Raw genomic sequence first — 14845 nt, 5'->3', positions numbered from 1 at the left:
TTGTTAATTGTGAGAACGGCTCTATAAACAGATGCGTTGAATTAACTCGCGCAATTGATTTTGTGCCGGAGCAATTTCATCAATGCGAATGTATTCATCAGGCTGATGGGCTTGGGCAATGCTGCCGGGGCCCATAATAATGGTCTGACAGCCTAACTCTTGCACAAATGGTGCCTCAGTGCAGTAATTAGCTGGCTCCGCTTGGTTGCCAGTAAGTTGTTGTGCGAGTTGCACAATCGTTGAATCAGGCTCACAGCGATAGCCAGGAATCGGCTCATGCATGTGTTCTAAACAAATAGCGCCAGGATACTTAGCTTTTACTTCGGCTAAACGTTGATCGATGATGCCGTATAAATCGCTGATATTCATGCCTGGTAGCGGGCGCATGTCGAGGTGTAATTCGCAACAAGCACAAATACGGTTAGCCGCATCACCGCCATGAATAGCGCCAAAATTTAGGGTCGGATAGGGCACCACAAAAGTACTATCATGATAGCGTTCGCGAAATTCATGCTGTACGACACGTAATTCCGTGATCACATCGTGCATCACTTCAATGGCATTGATGCCCGCGGCAGGATTGGAACTATGTCCGGATTTACCGGTAACCCTGATGGCCTCGGTTAGATGGCCTTTGTGGGCGGTGACCGGCACCATATTGGTCGGCTCACCAATCACCGCATAAGCGGGTTTTAAGTGGCCAAATGCATCGAGCTCACGAGCCCCGGCCATGGTGGTCTCTTCATCTGCCGTGGCGATAATATAGAGGGGCTGACGTAGCTTGGTTAAATCGATACCTCGTAGTGCTTCTAATACAAAAGCGAAAAAACCTTTCATATCAGCACTACCAAGCCCATATAAACGGCCGTCGGCTTCACGAAGTTTAAAAGGATCTTGAGTCCACCGACCTTCGTCCCAGGGCACTGTATCAGTATGACCAGCGAGCAGTAAGCCGCCGCTGTCGCAGCCGTCGGGTACGTAATGAGCCAACAAGTTAAATTTACCGGCCTGATGGTCGAGTTCATGCACATCGATTTGAAAACCAAGAGCTTCAAACCAACGGGCTAATTTTTCGATAACGGGCTTATTGCTGGTGTCCCAGCTGGTATCAAGACAGGAAACAGAAGGGATCGCAATAAGATCGCGATACATTTCTAAAAAACTAGGAAGCTGTGCCATAAATTGCTCCGTACGTCAGCATCATTCATGCACACAGCATACCTCATATTCTTAAAAAGGGTAGGGGCTAGGCTTAGAAGTGGTAGCTTGCTCGCAAGCGTAAGCCATCACCAAATTCATCATCCTGATAGCCGACACCAACCGACAGATTATTTTGGAGATAATAGTTCACCCCAACTTGATACTGATTGTCGGTACCAGCATCGCTGTAATCTACCCAACCCGCGCCAGCATACACTTCAAATTGGTCAATACGTTGACGCAGAATGCCTTCAACGCCCCAAAAACTGCTATCAACAGGGCCCCAGTCTACGTTACCAGCACGTACTCCAAGATCAGCTGTTAAGCCTTGGCTTAACCAAAAATAACGGGCTAATTTGATGCCGAAGGCATCGTTGCTTCCGGCAGTATCGCTATCAAAATTACGGTAGTAACCACTCACGTAATAAGGACTGCTAAATTCATAACTACCTTGGGCAATGATGCTATCACCACCATCATGATTGGTGATACCAATGCTGCCATAGTTGTATGCCGAATAACGAGGACTCGTTTGGGCATCATTACTGCTCTGAGCAAAGCTAGCTGAGCTGGCCATAACAGCCCCCGTTGCGACCACAGAAAGCATGATTTTATTTAGCAATTTCATCGTGATTCTCCTCACTTTTTTACTGCATTTTTGCTACACTACGAGCCTAACATTAGCAAGCGTAAGGCAACTTACCTAGTGGGTTTACTGAACCTTTACCCAGCCAGCCCCTTGGTTTTAAGTACTTTATTCGTTTAAATCTTGATGACACACCGCTTTGGATAAACAACCGATGAATTCAATACCGCACATTGATATGAGCCTGTATGGGCAAGATTTTGATGCATTTGCACAGCATGTTGGCGCTGGCTACGAGCAACATGGTTTTGTGGCTTTAACTAAACATGGTATCGAGCAACAGTTGATTGATGATGCACTCGATATTTGCCGTGATTTATTCGCGTTACCTGAAGCGGTGAAAAAACAGTACCATATTCCTGGCGGTGGCGGCGCACGTGGTTACACGCCATTTGGAACTGAGATTGCAAAAGATGCTAAACATGTAGATTTAAAAGAGTTCTGGCATGTTGGCCGGGAAATCGAAGGGGTTGCACCGTACAAGCAATTAACGCCGAACGTATGGCCACAAGAGCTTCCTGCTTTTAAAACCAAGATTTTAAAGCTTTATGAAGCACTCGATGCGTTGGGTTTACAGGTACTTGAAGCTTTAGCCGTGTATCTAAAACAGCCTCGAGATTTCTTTCACGATAAAGTAAATTTCGGTAACTCCATTTTACGTCCGTTGCACTACCCACCCATCATCGATGAGGGCACACCGTCAGTGCGTGCAGGTGCTCATGAAGACATTAACGTGTTAACGCTACTGGTTGGCTCACGTGAACCTGGGTTAGAAGTCTTAGCCAAAGACGGTAGTTGGATTCCGGTGACCATCATCGAAGGCGCTATTATCTGTAACGTGGGTGATATGTTACAGCGTTTAACCAACGGGGTGTTGCCATCAACTACCCATCGCGTGGTGAATCCACCGGCACCATTCAGTGCAAAATCGCGTTACTCCATTCCATTCTTCTTGCACTTTAATCCGGATGTGATGATCACTCCGTTAGCAAGTTGTATTAGCGATGAAAACCCACAGCGATTTGAACCTATCAGCGCCGATGATTATTTGCTTGAGCGGCTGCGTGAAATTGGTTTAATTAAGTAAGCTAAATCTTAACGCTTGGGCATGAGTTGTGGTGTGAGTTTAATCTTAAATGGGAGTGGTAAGTTGATGTTGAAACGTATTGGAATAGGCTTAGTTGGGTTGCTCTTAGCAAGTTGTGCGCAGGTACAACAACCGCAGCCGTTTCAGTTGGCCGTAGCCCATATTAACGACCACCACTCGCACCTGGTGCCAAGACAGCGAACGGCTATCAGTTACAAAGGCGAAGATCACCGCTTGCAAAGTGGTGGTTTTGCCGCTGTGGCAGCTGCTATTGAAGACATTCGGAATAAACATCAGCATGTGTTAACCCTGCATGCGGGAGATGCTATTACCGGCACTTTGTTTTATACCCTGTTTAATGGTGAAGCAGATGCGGCACTCATGAACCATGTGTGCTTTGATGCTTTTGCCTTGGGTAACCACGAGTTTGATAGTGGTGACAAAGGCTTGAAAACCTTCTTGGATTTTTTAGCGATGAGCGACTGTAGCACGGTGGTGCTAGGTGCTAATGTTGAGCCAGAAGTAGGAGTCTCACCGCTTACGCCAAAAACGCGCTGGGACAGCTTTCAGCCCTATACGATTTTCAATGTTGGCGGCGAGAAAGTAGGCCTGATCGGGCTCGATATTGCTGTTAAAACGAAAAACTCATCGCAACCCGATGCAACCACTACGTTTGCTGATGAATACACTACAGCCGCTTACTATGTTGCTGAATTGCAGCGGCTGGGGGTTGAAAAGATTGGCTTGCTAACTCACATTCAATATCGCAACGATTTGACTTTAGCTGAGAAGTTACCTGCTATTGATTTTATTGTCGGTGGTGATTCACACACCTTGCTTGGCGATTACGCACGGTTTGGTTTACCTAGTGTTGGCCCCTACCCGATGCAAACAGTGAATCTTGATGGTGATCCTGTGTGTGTCGTTCATGCGTGGGAATATAGCCAAGTGGTGGGTGAGTTAGTGATAGACTTTAACGGTGATCAAGTAGCGAGCTGTGGCGGTCAATCACACCTTTTATTGAGCCCAGAGGCGCCCCATGCATTAGCCCAATTACCGCAATTTTGGGCAAAAGCGGGAGATAGCGACGTAACTGAGCTGCTAAGCGGCTATCAGGTTCAGTTAGAAGAATTAACCATGCAGGTTATCGCTGACGTACCTGAACGTTTGTGTCTTAAGCGGATGGGACCAGTACCAGCGCAATGCGGGCCAGGTACTTATTCAGATGCTCACCGCGTTGTCGCTGAAGCTTTTTTAGCAAGTGCGCCGCAAGCTGATTTCGCTCTGCAAAATGGTGGTGGCGTGCGTAACGAAATTAAATCAGGCCGTTTTACTGTCGCCGATGCCTATGGTCTTTTACCCTTCTCCAACACCTTGGTAGAAGTGCAGATTAGCGGGGCAGAACTGCATCAGGTACTCGAGCAAGCATTAGCTTATGCCATCTCCGCTGGCGGCTCTGATGGTGCTTATCCGCATGGTGCGGGGGTAAGATTTGCGGTTGATATGAAGCAACCCGAAGGGCAGCGTGTTAGTCAGCTCGCTGTGCAAAATCGCCGCAGCAAGGCTTGGCAGCCAGTACAGCCAGAGCAAACTTATATCATGATCACCAACAGCTTTTTAGCCGGTGGTAATGATGGTTGGAAATTGCTGGCTGATTTGCAAGCACAAGGCCGCGTTAACGATACTTACGTAAATTATGCGCAGTCGTTTGTAGACTGGGCGCGAGTACAACAAACCATTAAACGACCTAGCGAGCACAGTACTCTTAGCTACCAGCCGGTGCAGTAACATGCCGGTAACCGTATCTAATACAGCACGCTTTGATATTGTGGTGGTGGTGCTGGCGCTACTTACAGCTTTTGGTCCGCTCTCTATTGATATGTATTTACCAGCTTTCGGTGCTATCGCCGAAAGCTACAATACACCGACGAATCGTGTTGAGTTATCGCTAACATCATTTTTTCTCGGCCTCTTTATTGGCCAGTTACTGTACGGAACAGCATCGGATCGGTTTGGTCGAAAGCCACCTCTTTATTTTGGCTTGGCGTTGTATATTGTTACCTCCCTTGCTTGTGCTTATGCGCCCAATCTTGAAAGCCTCATCGTGTTGCGATTTTTACAGGCGATAGGCTCTTGTGCAGGCATGGTTATTGCGCGAGCTATGGTGCGAGATTTGTATACGCCACAAGCTTCAGCCCAGGTGTTTTCATTTTTGATTTTGGTGATGGGGATAGCACCGATCTTAGCGCCCTTGATGGGAGCTTATGTTACTGCTGCGTTTGGTTGGCAAGCTATTTTTATTATTGTGGCCGCGCTAGCGGTGGCGTGTTTGGCGATAGTTCATATTCGCTTACCAGAAACACGTTTACCCAACCAAGCCGTACGAATCAGATCAAGTTTGCCCATTTATTGGGGCGTTCTGCGCGACCGCAGCTTTTTGCGTTATTCGTTAAGTGGTGGCATAGCCCAATCAGGCATGTTTGCCTACATCACCGCATCCCCCTTGGTGTTTATTGAACACTTTGGTTTGTCGCCCACCCATTACAGTTGGCTCTTTGGCTTAAATGCTGTAGGCATTATTGGGCTATCGCAATTGAATGCGTGGTTATTACGACGTCATGATTCTCGCAAAATTCTGAATAAATCACTGCCAGTATTAGGTTTGATTGCCTTGGTACTGTTTATCGCCGGGCATTATAACTGGGGCTTTTGGGGCGTTATTATTCCACTCTTCATGTATATCAGCACGCTCGGCATGGTGTTTCCAAATGCCATGGCAGGAGCGTTAGCAGAGCAGCAAGAGCGAGCCGGTTCGGCTTCTGCAGTAACCGGAAGTCTGCAATTCTTGATTGCTGGCATTATTTCTGCGTTGGTGAATGTGCTGGGACACTACGACCCGTTAGCTATGCTTTATATGATGGGAGCCTGCGGTCTTACTGCGGTGGTCATGTATCGAGTCTTACGCCGTCCAGCCTAAGGCTCTAGGTAGGGATTGAAGCTATAGTTATCCAACGAAAAAGCCGCTCGAAAGTTCGCGCGGCTTTTTTATGGTTGGGTTGGTATTTTCCCGACAACTTAAGGTGTGTAATACGTAGGTGTTCCCCACCAGCCCACCGGTAGTTCTAGGCCAAACACCCAAATAAAGAAGAAACTTGCCCAACCTAATAAGAAGACAATCGTGTAAGGCAGCATCATCGCAATCATGGTCCCAATCCCGGTATCCTTTTTGTAGCGTACCGCGACCGCTAAAATAAGCCCGAAATAGCTCATCATAGGGGTGATGATGTTGGTGACCGAGTCACCAATTCGATAAGCTGCTTGAATGACCTCTGGAGCGTAGCCAATCAACATCAGCATGGGGACAAAAATCGGTGCTGTAATGGCCCATTGCGCCGATGCCGAGCCTAGCATCAGGTTGACGAACGCACACATCAGAATAAACAGAATAAACACCGCTGGGCCGGTTAATCCCACATCCTGTAAGAAGGTGGCGCCTTTAATGGCAAGAATGCTACCAAAGTTAGTCCACCCGAAGAAGGCTACAAACTGCGCCGCAAAAAATACCAGCACAATGTACATGCCCATGGTACTCATGCTATCAGACATCGCATCAATCACATCGCGGTCTGTGCGCATGACGTTGGTGATACGGCCGTAAACAAAGCCTGGAATAGCAAAAGTAATAAAAATAAAGGTCACTATGCCTTTTAAGAAAGGTGAGCCAGCTACTTCGCCCGTTTCAGGGTGACGTAAAATGCCCCACTCAGGCACTATGGTTAAGGCCAACAAGCCACCCAGTGCTAAAAAGCTTAAGCCGGCGCCTATCAAACCACGTTTTTCTAGCTTAGAGAGTGGCTCAATCGTTTGTTCTTTTAAGTTGATAGTAGCTTCTTCTGGATCGTATTTGCCTAGTTTAGGTTCGACGATTTTCTCAGTAACCAGCGTACCCATAATGGCAATCAAGAAGGTAGAAGCGAACATAAACATCCAGTTAGCTTCTGGGCCTACATAATAGTCAGGATCAATCAGGTTGGCAGCTTTGGTGGTGATACCAGCTAAGAGCGGGTCGACGGTACCAATCAGCAAGTTAGCGCTATAACCGGCAGATACGCCAGAGAAAGCTGCAGCCATACCAGCTAATGGATGGCGCCCGAGGGAATGGAAAATCATCGCGGCAAGCGGTACCAAGACCACGTAACCTAGCTCGGCTGCGGTATTAGAAATAACCCCAGAAAAGACCACAGCGACGGTAACGACGCGCGGATGAGCGTTCATGACGAGCCCTCGCATTGCTGCTGATAACAAGCCTGAACGTTCAGCAATACCGACCCCTAGTAATGCCACTAATACCGTACCTAATGGGGTAAAACCGGTAAAGTTGGTCACCAAACCAGTAACAATGCGTTGAATACCTTCGGCATTGAGTAAGCTCACCACCTCAATCTCGGCACCACCTGGACGGGGATCAAGAGCACTTAAGCCAAAATAACTGGCAATGCCGCTCAACAGCACAATACCAATGGCAAATAATGCAAAAAGGGTAATGGGGTGGGGCAGTAGGTTGCCCAAATATTCTACTGTATCGAGAAAACGCGTAAAGGCGCCTCTTTTAGTTGTTGTCGAGGATGCTTGCGGCATGCAATAAAAGCTCCTGTTGTTTGTACTTATAGTAGGTTTCGAATCGTTTCAAGCGCTGAATTGTACACATAAAAAAGGCCAATCGCGAGGATTGGCCTTTGATTGGTGCTATTTAAAGCACTCTGACCCTAATCAAGATTAGGCAGCGTCAGCGGCTTTATTCGCTTGAGCTAGGGCATAGTCACGTGCTGCTTTGCCGGCTAATAGGTCTTCGTGAGCAAAATCGTCCACGTTGATCACTCGTAAGCGACCTGCTTCAGCACGTTGTAGCAAGGCTACTTCATCGTCGTTTAATACGCCAAGCTGTTTACCTTGTTCAGCCACTTTATCCAAGAACATAAATGGCAGGCGGCGGTTATCCGCAGCTTTGCGTACTCGATCAAACAACTCTTCAGCAGCAATGATGTCACGCAAGGTTTGCTCTAAATAGCCAAATTGACCTTCTGGTGACAAGAATTGACCTGCGCCAAGACGTTCACGGCTTTCGTTTGGCTTCAGCAAGATTTTCGCGACTTTGCTATCCAGCTTATCCGATGGACGTTTCACCATGCGACCAAATGGATACATGACAGCTTTCATGACCGCACCAACACCACCAAAATTATCTAATAGCGCTAATTGGCTTTCTTGAAGCTTGTACAAGGTATCTTGCAGTGCCCAATGTAACAAAGGTAAATCAGCTTGCTGACGGCCTTCGTCTTCAAAACGCTTCAGTGTGGCAGACGCAATAAACAAGTAGCTCAACATATCGCCTAAACGTGCAGAAATGCGTTGCTTACGCTTCAATGAACCACCTAACACACCCATAGCTACGTCAGAAAGCAGCGCTAAGTTGGCACTGAAACGGTTCATTTGCTTGTAGTATTGAGCAGTACTGTCACCGTATGGTGCGTTACTGAAGCGCCAGAAACCTAAACCAAGTACCAAAGAACGAACAAAGTTACTCATGCCAAAGCCAATGTGACCCCAGATAGCTTTATCAAAGCGTTCTAGGCCAGCTTTGCCGGTCTCAGCTGAGGCTAGCATTTCTTCTAGTACATAAGGATGGCAGCGAATTGCACCTTGACCATAAATCATCAGGTTACGGGTAAGGATGTTTGCACCTTCTACCGTAATAGCTACCGGTACGCCTTGGTAACCGCGGCCTAAGTAGTTATTCGGACCTAAACAGATGGCTTTACCACCATGGACATCCATGGCGTCGTCCATACAGGCACGCAGTTTTTCTGTCATGTGATATTTAGCGATGGCTGAGATCACCGACGGCTTCTCGCCTAAATCAATACCCTTGGTAGAGAAACTGGTGACTGCATCCATCAAGTAGGCGTTACCAGCTAAACGAGCTAGTGCTTCTTGTACACCTTCCATTTTACCAACAGGTAAGCGGAATTGGCGGCGAATGTAAGAATAAGCACCGGTTGCTAACGCGATAGATTTAACCCCACCAGCACTATTAGAAGGTAAAGTAATAGCACGGCCTACCGACAGACACTCAACTAACATGCGCCAGCCTTTACCGGCCATTTTTGGACCACCGATAATGTAATCTAAGGGTACGAACACGTCTTCACCACGAATCGGACCATTCATGAATGGTACGTTGAGTGGGAAGTGACGGCGACCGATATCAACTCCAGCGGTATCACGCGGAATCAGAGCGGCAGTGATACCTAGCTCTTCTTTATCACCCAATAAATGCTCAGGGTCATACAGTTTGAACGCTAATCCTAACACAGTAGCTACTGGAGCTAACGTAATGTAACGTTTATTAAAGTTAAGCTTAATACCAACGATTTCTTCACCGTTCCACTGGCCTTTGCAGATAACTCCAGTGTCTGGAATAGATCCAGCATCTGAACCAGCCTCTGGGCTTGTTAGCGCAAAACATGGGATTTCTTGGCCATTCGCTAAGCGCGGCAAGTAATGGTCTTTCTGCTCCTTGGTGCCGTAATGTTGCAACAACTCACCTGGGCCTAACGAGTTAGGGACACCTACGGTTGAAGCCAAGATAGTACTTACCCCAGCCAGTTTTTGTAACACTCGAGATTGCGCATAAGCTGAAAACTCTAAACCACCGTATTCTTTCTTGATGATCATCGCGAAGAATTTGTGATCTTTCAGATATTGCCATACATCTTCAGGCATGTCGGCTAGCTCATGAGTGGCTTCCCAGTCATTCAGCATTTTGCAAACTTCTTCACAAGGACCGTCAAGAAAAGCTTGTTCTTCTGCTGACAGTTCGGCTTTTTGAATGCTGTGCAGGTTCTTCCACTTTGGAGCACCACGGAATAATTCACCTTCCCACCAAGTAGTACCGGCATCGATAGCGTCTTTCTCGGTTTCAGAGATTTCCGGCATGACTTTACGGTAAGCACCTAGTAAGGCTTTTGACAAGACGCCACGACGAAACGCCGTAAAGTTAAGCGGAATTAAGATAATAGCTAGTAGGGTCCATAGTACTGGGCCGACAATGTCGAACCAACTACCAAGGGCAAACATACCCACCAAGCCTAAGCTGGTGGCTAGCAATGAACTACGAAAATATAAAAAACCACCTAGTACCACTAGGGTGGCTATAACCCATAAGGCGACACTCATGTTTTGACTCCGTTATAATGTTAGAGGTCTGACCAGTAATGATACGATGAGGTTAGTCAATTTGATCACTATTTTCAAGTGAAATTAATGCTTGGCAGCGAACAAGCAGTTAAACTATTGAGTCAAGTATGAGTCTGATTGAGTGTTAACAGCAGCCACTGATTAAGCTACAGTGGATTAAACTACTCGCAAGCAACGATGAGGAACACAACGATGGCGATTTTGCGCAAGTTGGGCTTACCGATTTACAGCAACACTTTGTGCTACCTCTCTGCAGTTACTGGCATGGCTCTGTTGTTGTCGTTTTGCATGAGCGAGGCAGTGGCGGCAGAGCCAGACCTGTTGCAGCCTTACGAGGCTAGGTACGAGGTACATCGTGGCGGTAGTCAATATGGTGAAGCAGTGCGCGAACTCAGTTACGATGCTACTAACAACACCTACAGTCTCTACACGGAAACTGAAATCAGTTTATTGTTTTTATCTGATCGGCGCCGGTTTTGGAGCGAATTTGTGCTGCACGAAGGCAAAGTGCAATCGCAATCTATGGAATACAAACGCTCAGGTACCGGGCGCGATAAAGGCTTTGCTGGAACCTTTGATTGGTCGCAACAACAGATTATCGATCAGGCTACACAGCAGCCTCTAAGTCTGCCTTGGTTGGCGCAACGGATTGACGAAGCCTCACATATTGAGCAATTACGGTTAGATGTGGCCGAGGCTGATAATGGGGCTGAATTAACTTACCAAGTATTGGATGAAAAAGGCCAAGCGGATGAGCTTATCTATGCAGTGCAGGCGCGTGAAACCTTGCGTTTACCCTACGGTGATATCGAGGCCATAAAAGTGGTGCGAGTGCGCGAGAACTCGCGGCGCGAAACTGACTATTGGTTAGCGCCTGAGTTGGATTATATGCTAGTGAAGATGACACAGCGCAAAGATGGTGACGAAGTTGCCTCGCTATTACTGAGGCAACTACTGAGGCATTAAGAGAGACAGTAAGAAAGACAGTAAGAGAGCCAATCAGCGCAGTAAGCCATAAGCAACAGGGCAGATTAGTCTTCGGCGTAACCAGCCGGGCCTAATAACTGCCCATCCAGCACCGCACCCGCAGCGCTCAGATGCAACCTGCCGCTACAAAACCAATGCACCACTAACGGATAAATCGCATGCTCTTGCGTATGCACACGAGCTTGCAAATCAGCGGCGGTATCATCAGCAAAAATAGGCACTTTTGCCTGCAAGATCACGGGGCCGCCATCTAACTCTTCAGTAACAAAGTGCACACTCACACCGTGTTCTTCATCACCAGCATCGAGCGCCCGTTGATGAGTGTTTACGCCCTTGTATTTAGGCAACAAAGAGGGGTGAATATTAAGCATACGACCATGGTAATGACGGGTAAAGTCAGCGGTAAGAATTCGCATAAAGCCAGCTAAAACCACTAAATCAGGCTGATAGCTATCTACCAACTGCTGTAACTGGGCATCGTAGAGTTCGCGCGTCGCAAACTCTCGATGAGATAGCACCGCCGTTGCAATGCCAGCAGCAGCGGCTTTTTCTAAGCCTGCCACTTCTGCTTTGTTGCTGATCACAGCGACCACTTGGCCAGCCACTTTGCCGGCCTGACAGGCCTCAACCAAGGCCTGCATGTTGGTGCCAGAACCACTGATTAAAACAACAATGCGCTTCATGAATTAATTTCTACTTGCGCTTCGTTGCCAACGCGAGCTGCAACTTCACCAATCTGCCAGGCATCTTCGCCATGCTCACGTAAGAGTTGAATCGCTAACTCTGCTTTATCAGCCGCCACAGCAATGATTAATCCCACGCCGCAGTTAAAGGTACGATACATTTCTTTGGTGGTCACGTTACCTTGCTCTTGTAACCAGTTAAATACCAACGGCCACTGCCAGCTGCTACCATCGATGACCGCCTTCGCAGCATCTGGTAAGACGCGTGGGATATTCTCCCAGAAACCACCGCCAGTAATATGCGAAATAGCGTGAGCGTCAACCTGCTCCAACATGGCTAGTACAGATTTGACGTAGATTTTGGTAGGGGCTAATAAGTGCTCTGCTAATGGCTTGCCATCAAGCATGGTGGTGCTTGGGTCGGTCTCGCTTACTGCTAGAATTTTACGTACTAACGAGTAGCCATTCGAGTGGGCGCCAGAAGAAGCCAAGGCAATTAACGCATCACCTGGTGCGACTTTAGTGCCGTCAATAATACGGTCTTTTTCGACAACACCTACACAAAAGCCTGCAATGTCATAATCCCCATGCTCGTACATGCCAGGCATTTCCGCGGTTTCACCGCCAATCAAGGCACAACCAGCTTGCACACAGCCTTCACCAATACCAGTCACCACATCGGCTGCTACGTCTACATCGAGTTTACCGGTGGCATAATAGTCGAGGAAGAAGAGAGGCTCAGCACCTTGCACAATTAAATCGTTTACACACATAGCGACCAAATCGATACCTACGGTGTCATGCTTTTTAAGGTCGATAGCTAACCGTAATTTAGTGCCTACGCCATCGGTACCAGAAACTAAAACCGGCTGTTTGTATTTGGTGGGTAATTCACACAAAGCCCCAAAACCACCAATGTTACCCATCACTTCTGGGCGCTTGGTACGTTTGGTGACGCCTTTAATGCGCTCAACTAAAGCATTACCTGCATCAATATCAACACCAGCATCTTTGTAACTTAAAGAAGGTTTTGTAGTACTCACGGGCGGTCCTCAGCGTAGCAGAATGAGCAACGGCTTGTTACTAGCCCTGAGCATAGCGCTCTCGAGCAGCAACAAGCGTTGCTAAAAATTTGCGCGTTAGTTTATCACTTTCGCCCGGAGGGTGCGACAGGATTATTGCGCGGTGATGGGCACCAAACGCTGTTTTTCGGCTGGGGTTAGGTCTTCCATAAAACCAATTTTAACTACCTGCCCCTTGTTGTTATTGCTGGCATCAAGAGGCACATGAACATGTTCAGGCAGATTGAACATAGCCCCAGTAAGTGGATCAACAATCAACATGCCTGGTAAACCGCCAAACAATAAATTACCAAAATACCAACCATCTAAACTTGCAGTGAACGTATAATCGCGACTGCTATAGCCTTGCATACTTACACTTAAGGTGTATTTTTCGCCTTGAAAATAGCCGGCTGATGAAGGCAGAGTTACAGTTGCTGGCGTAACACCTGAATCGACGCGGACACCCTTGCTGTTAGTTAACACATAGGCAGCGCCGCTTGGAGTTGAGTCGAAATTAACGGGGTAATCTGATTTACTTACAATACTTGAACAACCGGAAGCCATTACAGCCGCCAACATTGCCACCATCCACTTACTTTGATTCATTGCAAATATCCTTATTTTACTTATTTTTTTGTTTATTGAGTGATTGTATTAGCGCTAACTTAAAGCGGATAATAGCGTTAACCAGACACTTAGTTGTGCTTCATTAATAGCGCCGAAAATTTATCAGGTCGGTGTGTTTAGTACAATAAGCTATATGAGCTAAATTGATGAAAAATATACAGAATTATAGTGTCGTTTTACGCCAAGCGACACGCACCGATGTCGCACAACTGAGTCAGATAGAAACGTTGAGTTATACTACCGACCGAATCAGTGCGCGCAGTTTTAAGCGTTTTATCGACCAAGGTGTGGGCGATTTTCAGGTGCTTTGTGTCGATGACCAAGTGGTGGGTTATTTCATTGTGTTGTATCGCCAAGCTACCGAGTTAGCTCGCTTGTATTCCTTAGCGGTGCATCCAGAATTCCGTCGTCGTGGCTACGGTCGGCAGCTGTTGCAGGCAGCAGAAGATGCTGCCGATGAGCGCTTCTGCTTGTTTATGCGTCTGGAAGTAAAAGTAGACAACATGGCGGCTTTGCAGATGTATCACGCAGCCGGCTACTACGATATGGAAATCCGTGCTGAATATTACGAAGACGATAGCGATGCGGTGGTGCTACAAAAATTGTTACCGCAATTTGAGCGTAGTGATTTAGATCAAGATCAGGCCCGCTTAGTCCCTTATCGCACCCAAACCACCGATTTTACCTGTGGCCCTGCTAGTCTTTTGATGGCTATGGCTTACTTTGATATCGCGTGTGCAGATGCTCATCATGAAGAGTTAGAAATCTGGCGCGAAGCAACGACCATTTTTATGACATCTGGGCATGGCGGTTGCGGTCCACATGGGCTGGCGCGGGCAGCGTTAAAGCGCGGTTTACAAGTAGAACTGCATGTTAGCGAAGCTGGCCCTTTGCTGTTAGATTCGGTGCGTAGTAGCGATAAAAAGCAAATCATGGCACGTATTCAAGAAGCCGATATCGCTGCTTTAGAACGAGAGCAAGTACCTATTGTTATTGGTGAATACCCAGTCGCACAACTCATGGCAGATTTACAGCAGGGTAAGTTAGTCATTGCTCTGATAAGTACTTATGTGTTCGATGAAAGCAAGGCCCCACACTGGGTGCTTATATGTGCCGCCGACGAGCATTATGTTTACATTAATGACCCAGACCAAGATACCTTTGCCTGGCAATCGCCCGCAGAACGGCAATACATTCCCATTCCTATCGCTACCTTTAAACGAGCCTTTGGTTTTGGTAAGCGGAAGCAGCGCGCAGCCGTGGTGCTGAGCCGCGCGCCGGGTTAATTGGGAGA

General features: G+C 47.4%; 12 protein-coding genes. 5 read left to right on the top strand and 7 right to left on the bottom strand.

All coding sequences use genetic code 11. From position 1 onward, the window contains the following. Positions 1 to 21 precede the first annotated feature (21 nt). Together argE and ACQ661_RS02365 are read right to left on the bottom strand one after the other, a co-directional pair. On the bottom strand, positions 22 to 1179 hold the full coding sequence (gene argE / locus ACQ661_RS02370) for an acetylornithine deacetylase (RefSeq protein ID WP_110075411.1): 1158 nt from the start codon (positions 1177 to 1179) through the stop codon (positions 22 to 24). Positions 1180 to 1252: 73 nt separating this feature from the next. Next, on the bottom strand, positions 1253 to 1828 hold the full coding sequence (locus tag ACQ661_RS02365) for a hypothetical protein (protein ID WP_153826980.1): 576 nt from the start codon (positions 1826 to 1828) through the stop codon (positions 1253 to 1255). 172 nt (positions 1829 to 2000) lie between these two features. On the opposite strand from ACQ661_RS02365, the gene ACQ661_RS02360 reads away from it, so the two are divergent. From ACQ661_RS02360 to ACQ661_RS02350, 3 genes are all read left to right on the top strand, one after another. Next, a complete protein-coding gene (locus tag ACQ661_RS02360) occupies positions 2001 to 2933 on the top strand; it encodes an isopenicillin N synthase family dioxygenase (RefSeq protein ID WP_110075409.1) in 933 nt (310 codons plus the stop codon). A 66-nt stretch (positions 2934 to 2999) separates the two neighbouring features. Continuing rightward, complete coding sequence (locus tag ACQ661_RS02355) at positions 3000 to 4721, top strand: 5'-nucleotidase C-terminal domain-containing protein (protein ID WP_431667495.1); 1722 nt, start codon at positions 3000 to 3002, stop codon at positions 4719 to 4721. Position 4722: 1 nt separating this feature from the next. Continuing rightward, positions 4723 to 5910, top strand: a complete 1188-nt coding sequence (locus ACQ661_RS02350; RefSeq protein WP_110075407.1) for a multidrug effflux MFS transporter — start codon at positions 4723 to 4725, stop codon at positions 5908 to 5910. Between the two features lie 98 nt (positions 5911 to 6008). On the opposite strand, the gene ACQ661_RS02345 is transcribed toward ACQ661_RS02350, so the two are convergent. Further along, positions 6009 to 7571, bottom strand: a complete 1563-nt coding sequence (locus ACQ661_RS02345) for an AbgT family transporter (protein ID WP_431667492.1) — start codon at positions 7569 to 7571, stop codon at positions 6009 to 6011. A 138-nt stretch (positions 7572 to 7709) separates the two neighbouring features. Continuing rightward, positions 7710 to 10169 carry an acyl-CoA dehydrogenase FadE gene (fadE, locus tag ACQ661_RS02340; RefSeq protein ID WP_110075405.1) on the bottom strand — a complete coding sequence of 820 codons (2460 nt, stop codon included), beginning with the start codon at positions 10167 to 10169 and terminating at the stop codon, positions 7710 to 7712. 213 nt (positions 10170 to 10382) lie between these two features. On the opposite strand from fadE, the gene ACQ661_RS02335 reads away from it, so the two are divergent. Beyond that, positions 10383 to 11156, top strand: coding sequence for a DUF3108 domain-containing protein (locus ACQ661_RS02335; protein ID WP_431667491.1), 774 nt, complete (start codon positions 10383 to 10385; stop codon positions 11154 to 11156). 65 nt (positions 11157 to 11221) lie between these two features. On the opposite strand, the gene purN is transcribed toward ACQ661_RS02335, so the two are convergent. The 3 genes from purN to ACQ661_RS02320 form a co-directional block, all read right to left on the bottom strand. Then, positions 11222 to 11860: a phosphoribosylglycinamide formyltransferase gene (purN, locus tag ACQ661_RS02330; protein WP_110075403.1), complete on the bottom strand. Its 639-nt coding sequence runs from the start codon at positions 11858 to 11860 to the stop codon at positions 11222 to 11224. Further along, on the bottom strand, positions 11857 to 12903 hold the full coding sequence (gene purM, locus ACQ661_RS02325; protein WP_162014600.1) for a phosphoribosylformylglycinamidine cyclo-ligase: 1047 nt from the start codon (positions 12901 to 12903) through the stop codon (positions 11857 to 11859). Before purM ends, purN begins: the two co-directional genes overlap by 4 nt. A 132-nt stretch (positions 12904 to 13035) precedes the next feature. After that, positions 13036 to 13530 carry a hypothetical protein gene (locus ACQ661_RS02320; RefSeq protein ID WP_153826985.1) on the bottom strand — a complete coding sequence of 165 codons (495 nt, stop codon included), beginning with the start codon at positions 13528 to 13530 and terminating at the stop codon, positions 13036 to 13038. 167 nt (positions 13531 to 13697) lie between these two features. On the opposite strand from ACQ661_RS02320, the gene ACQ661_RS02315 reads away from it, so the two are divergent. Further along, complete coding sequence (locus ACQ661_RS02315; protein WP_431667488.1) at positions 13698 to 14837, top strand: peptidase C39 family protein; 1140 nt, start codon at positions 13698 to 13700, stop codon at positions 14835 to 14837. Positions 14838 to 14845: the final 8 nt, after the last annotated feature.

The sequence above is a fragment of the Pseudidiomarina sp. WS423 genome, assembly GCF_050750165.1.
GTDB lineage: Bacteria > Pseudomonadota > Gammaproteobacteria > Enterobacterales > Alteromonadaceae > Pseudidiomarina > Pseudidiomarina fusca.
This window is presented reverse-complemented; position numbering and strand designations above follow the sequence as displayed.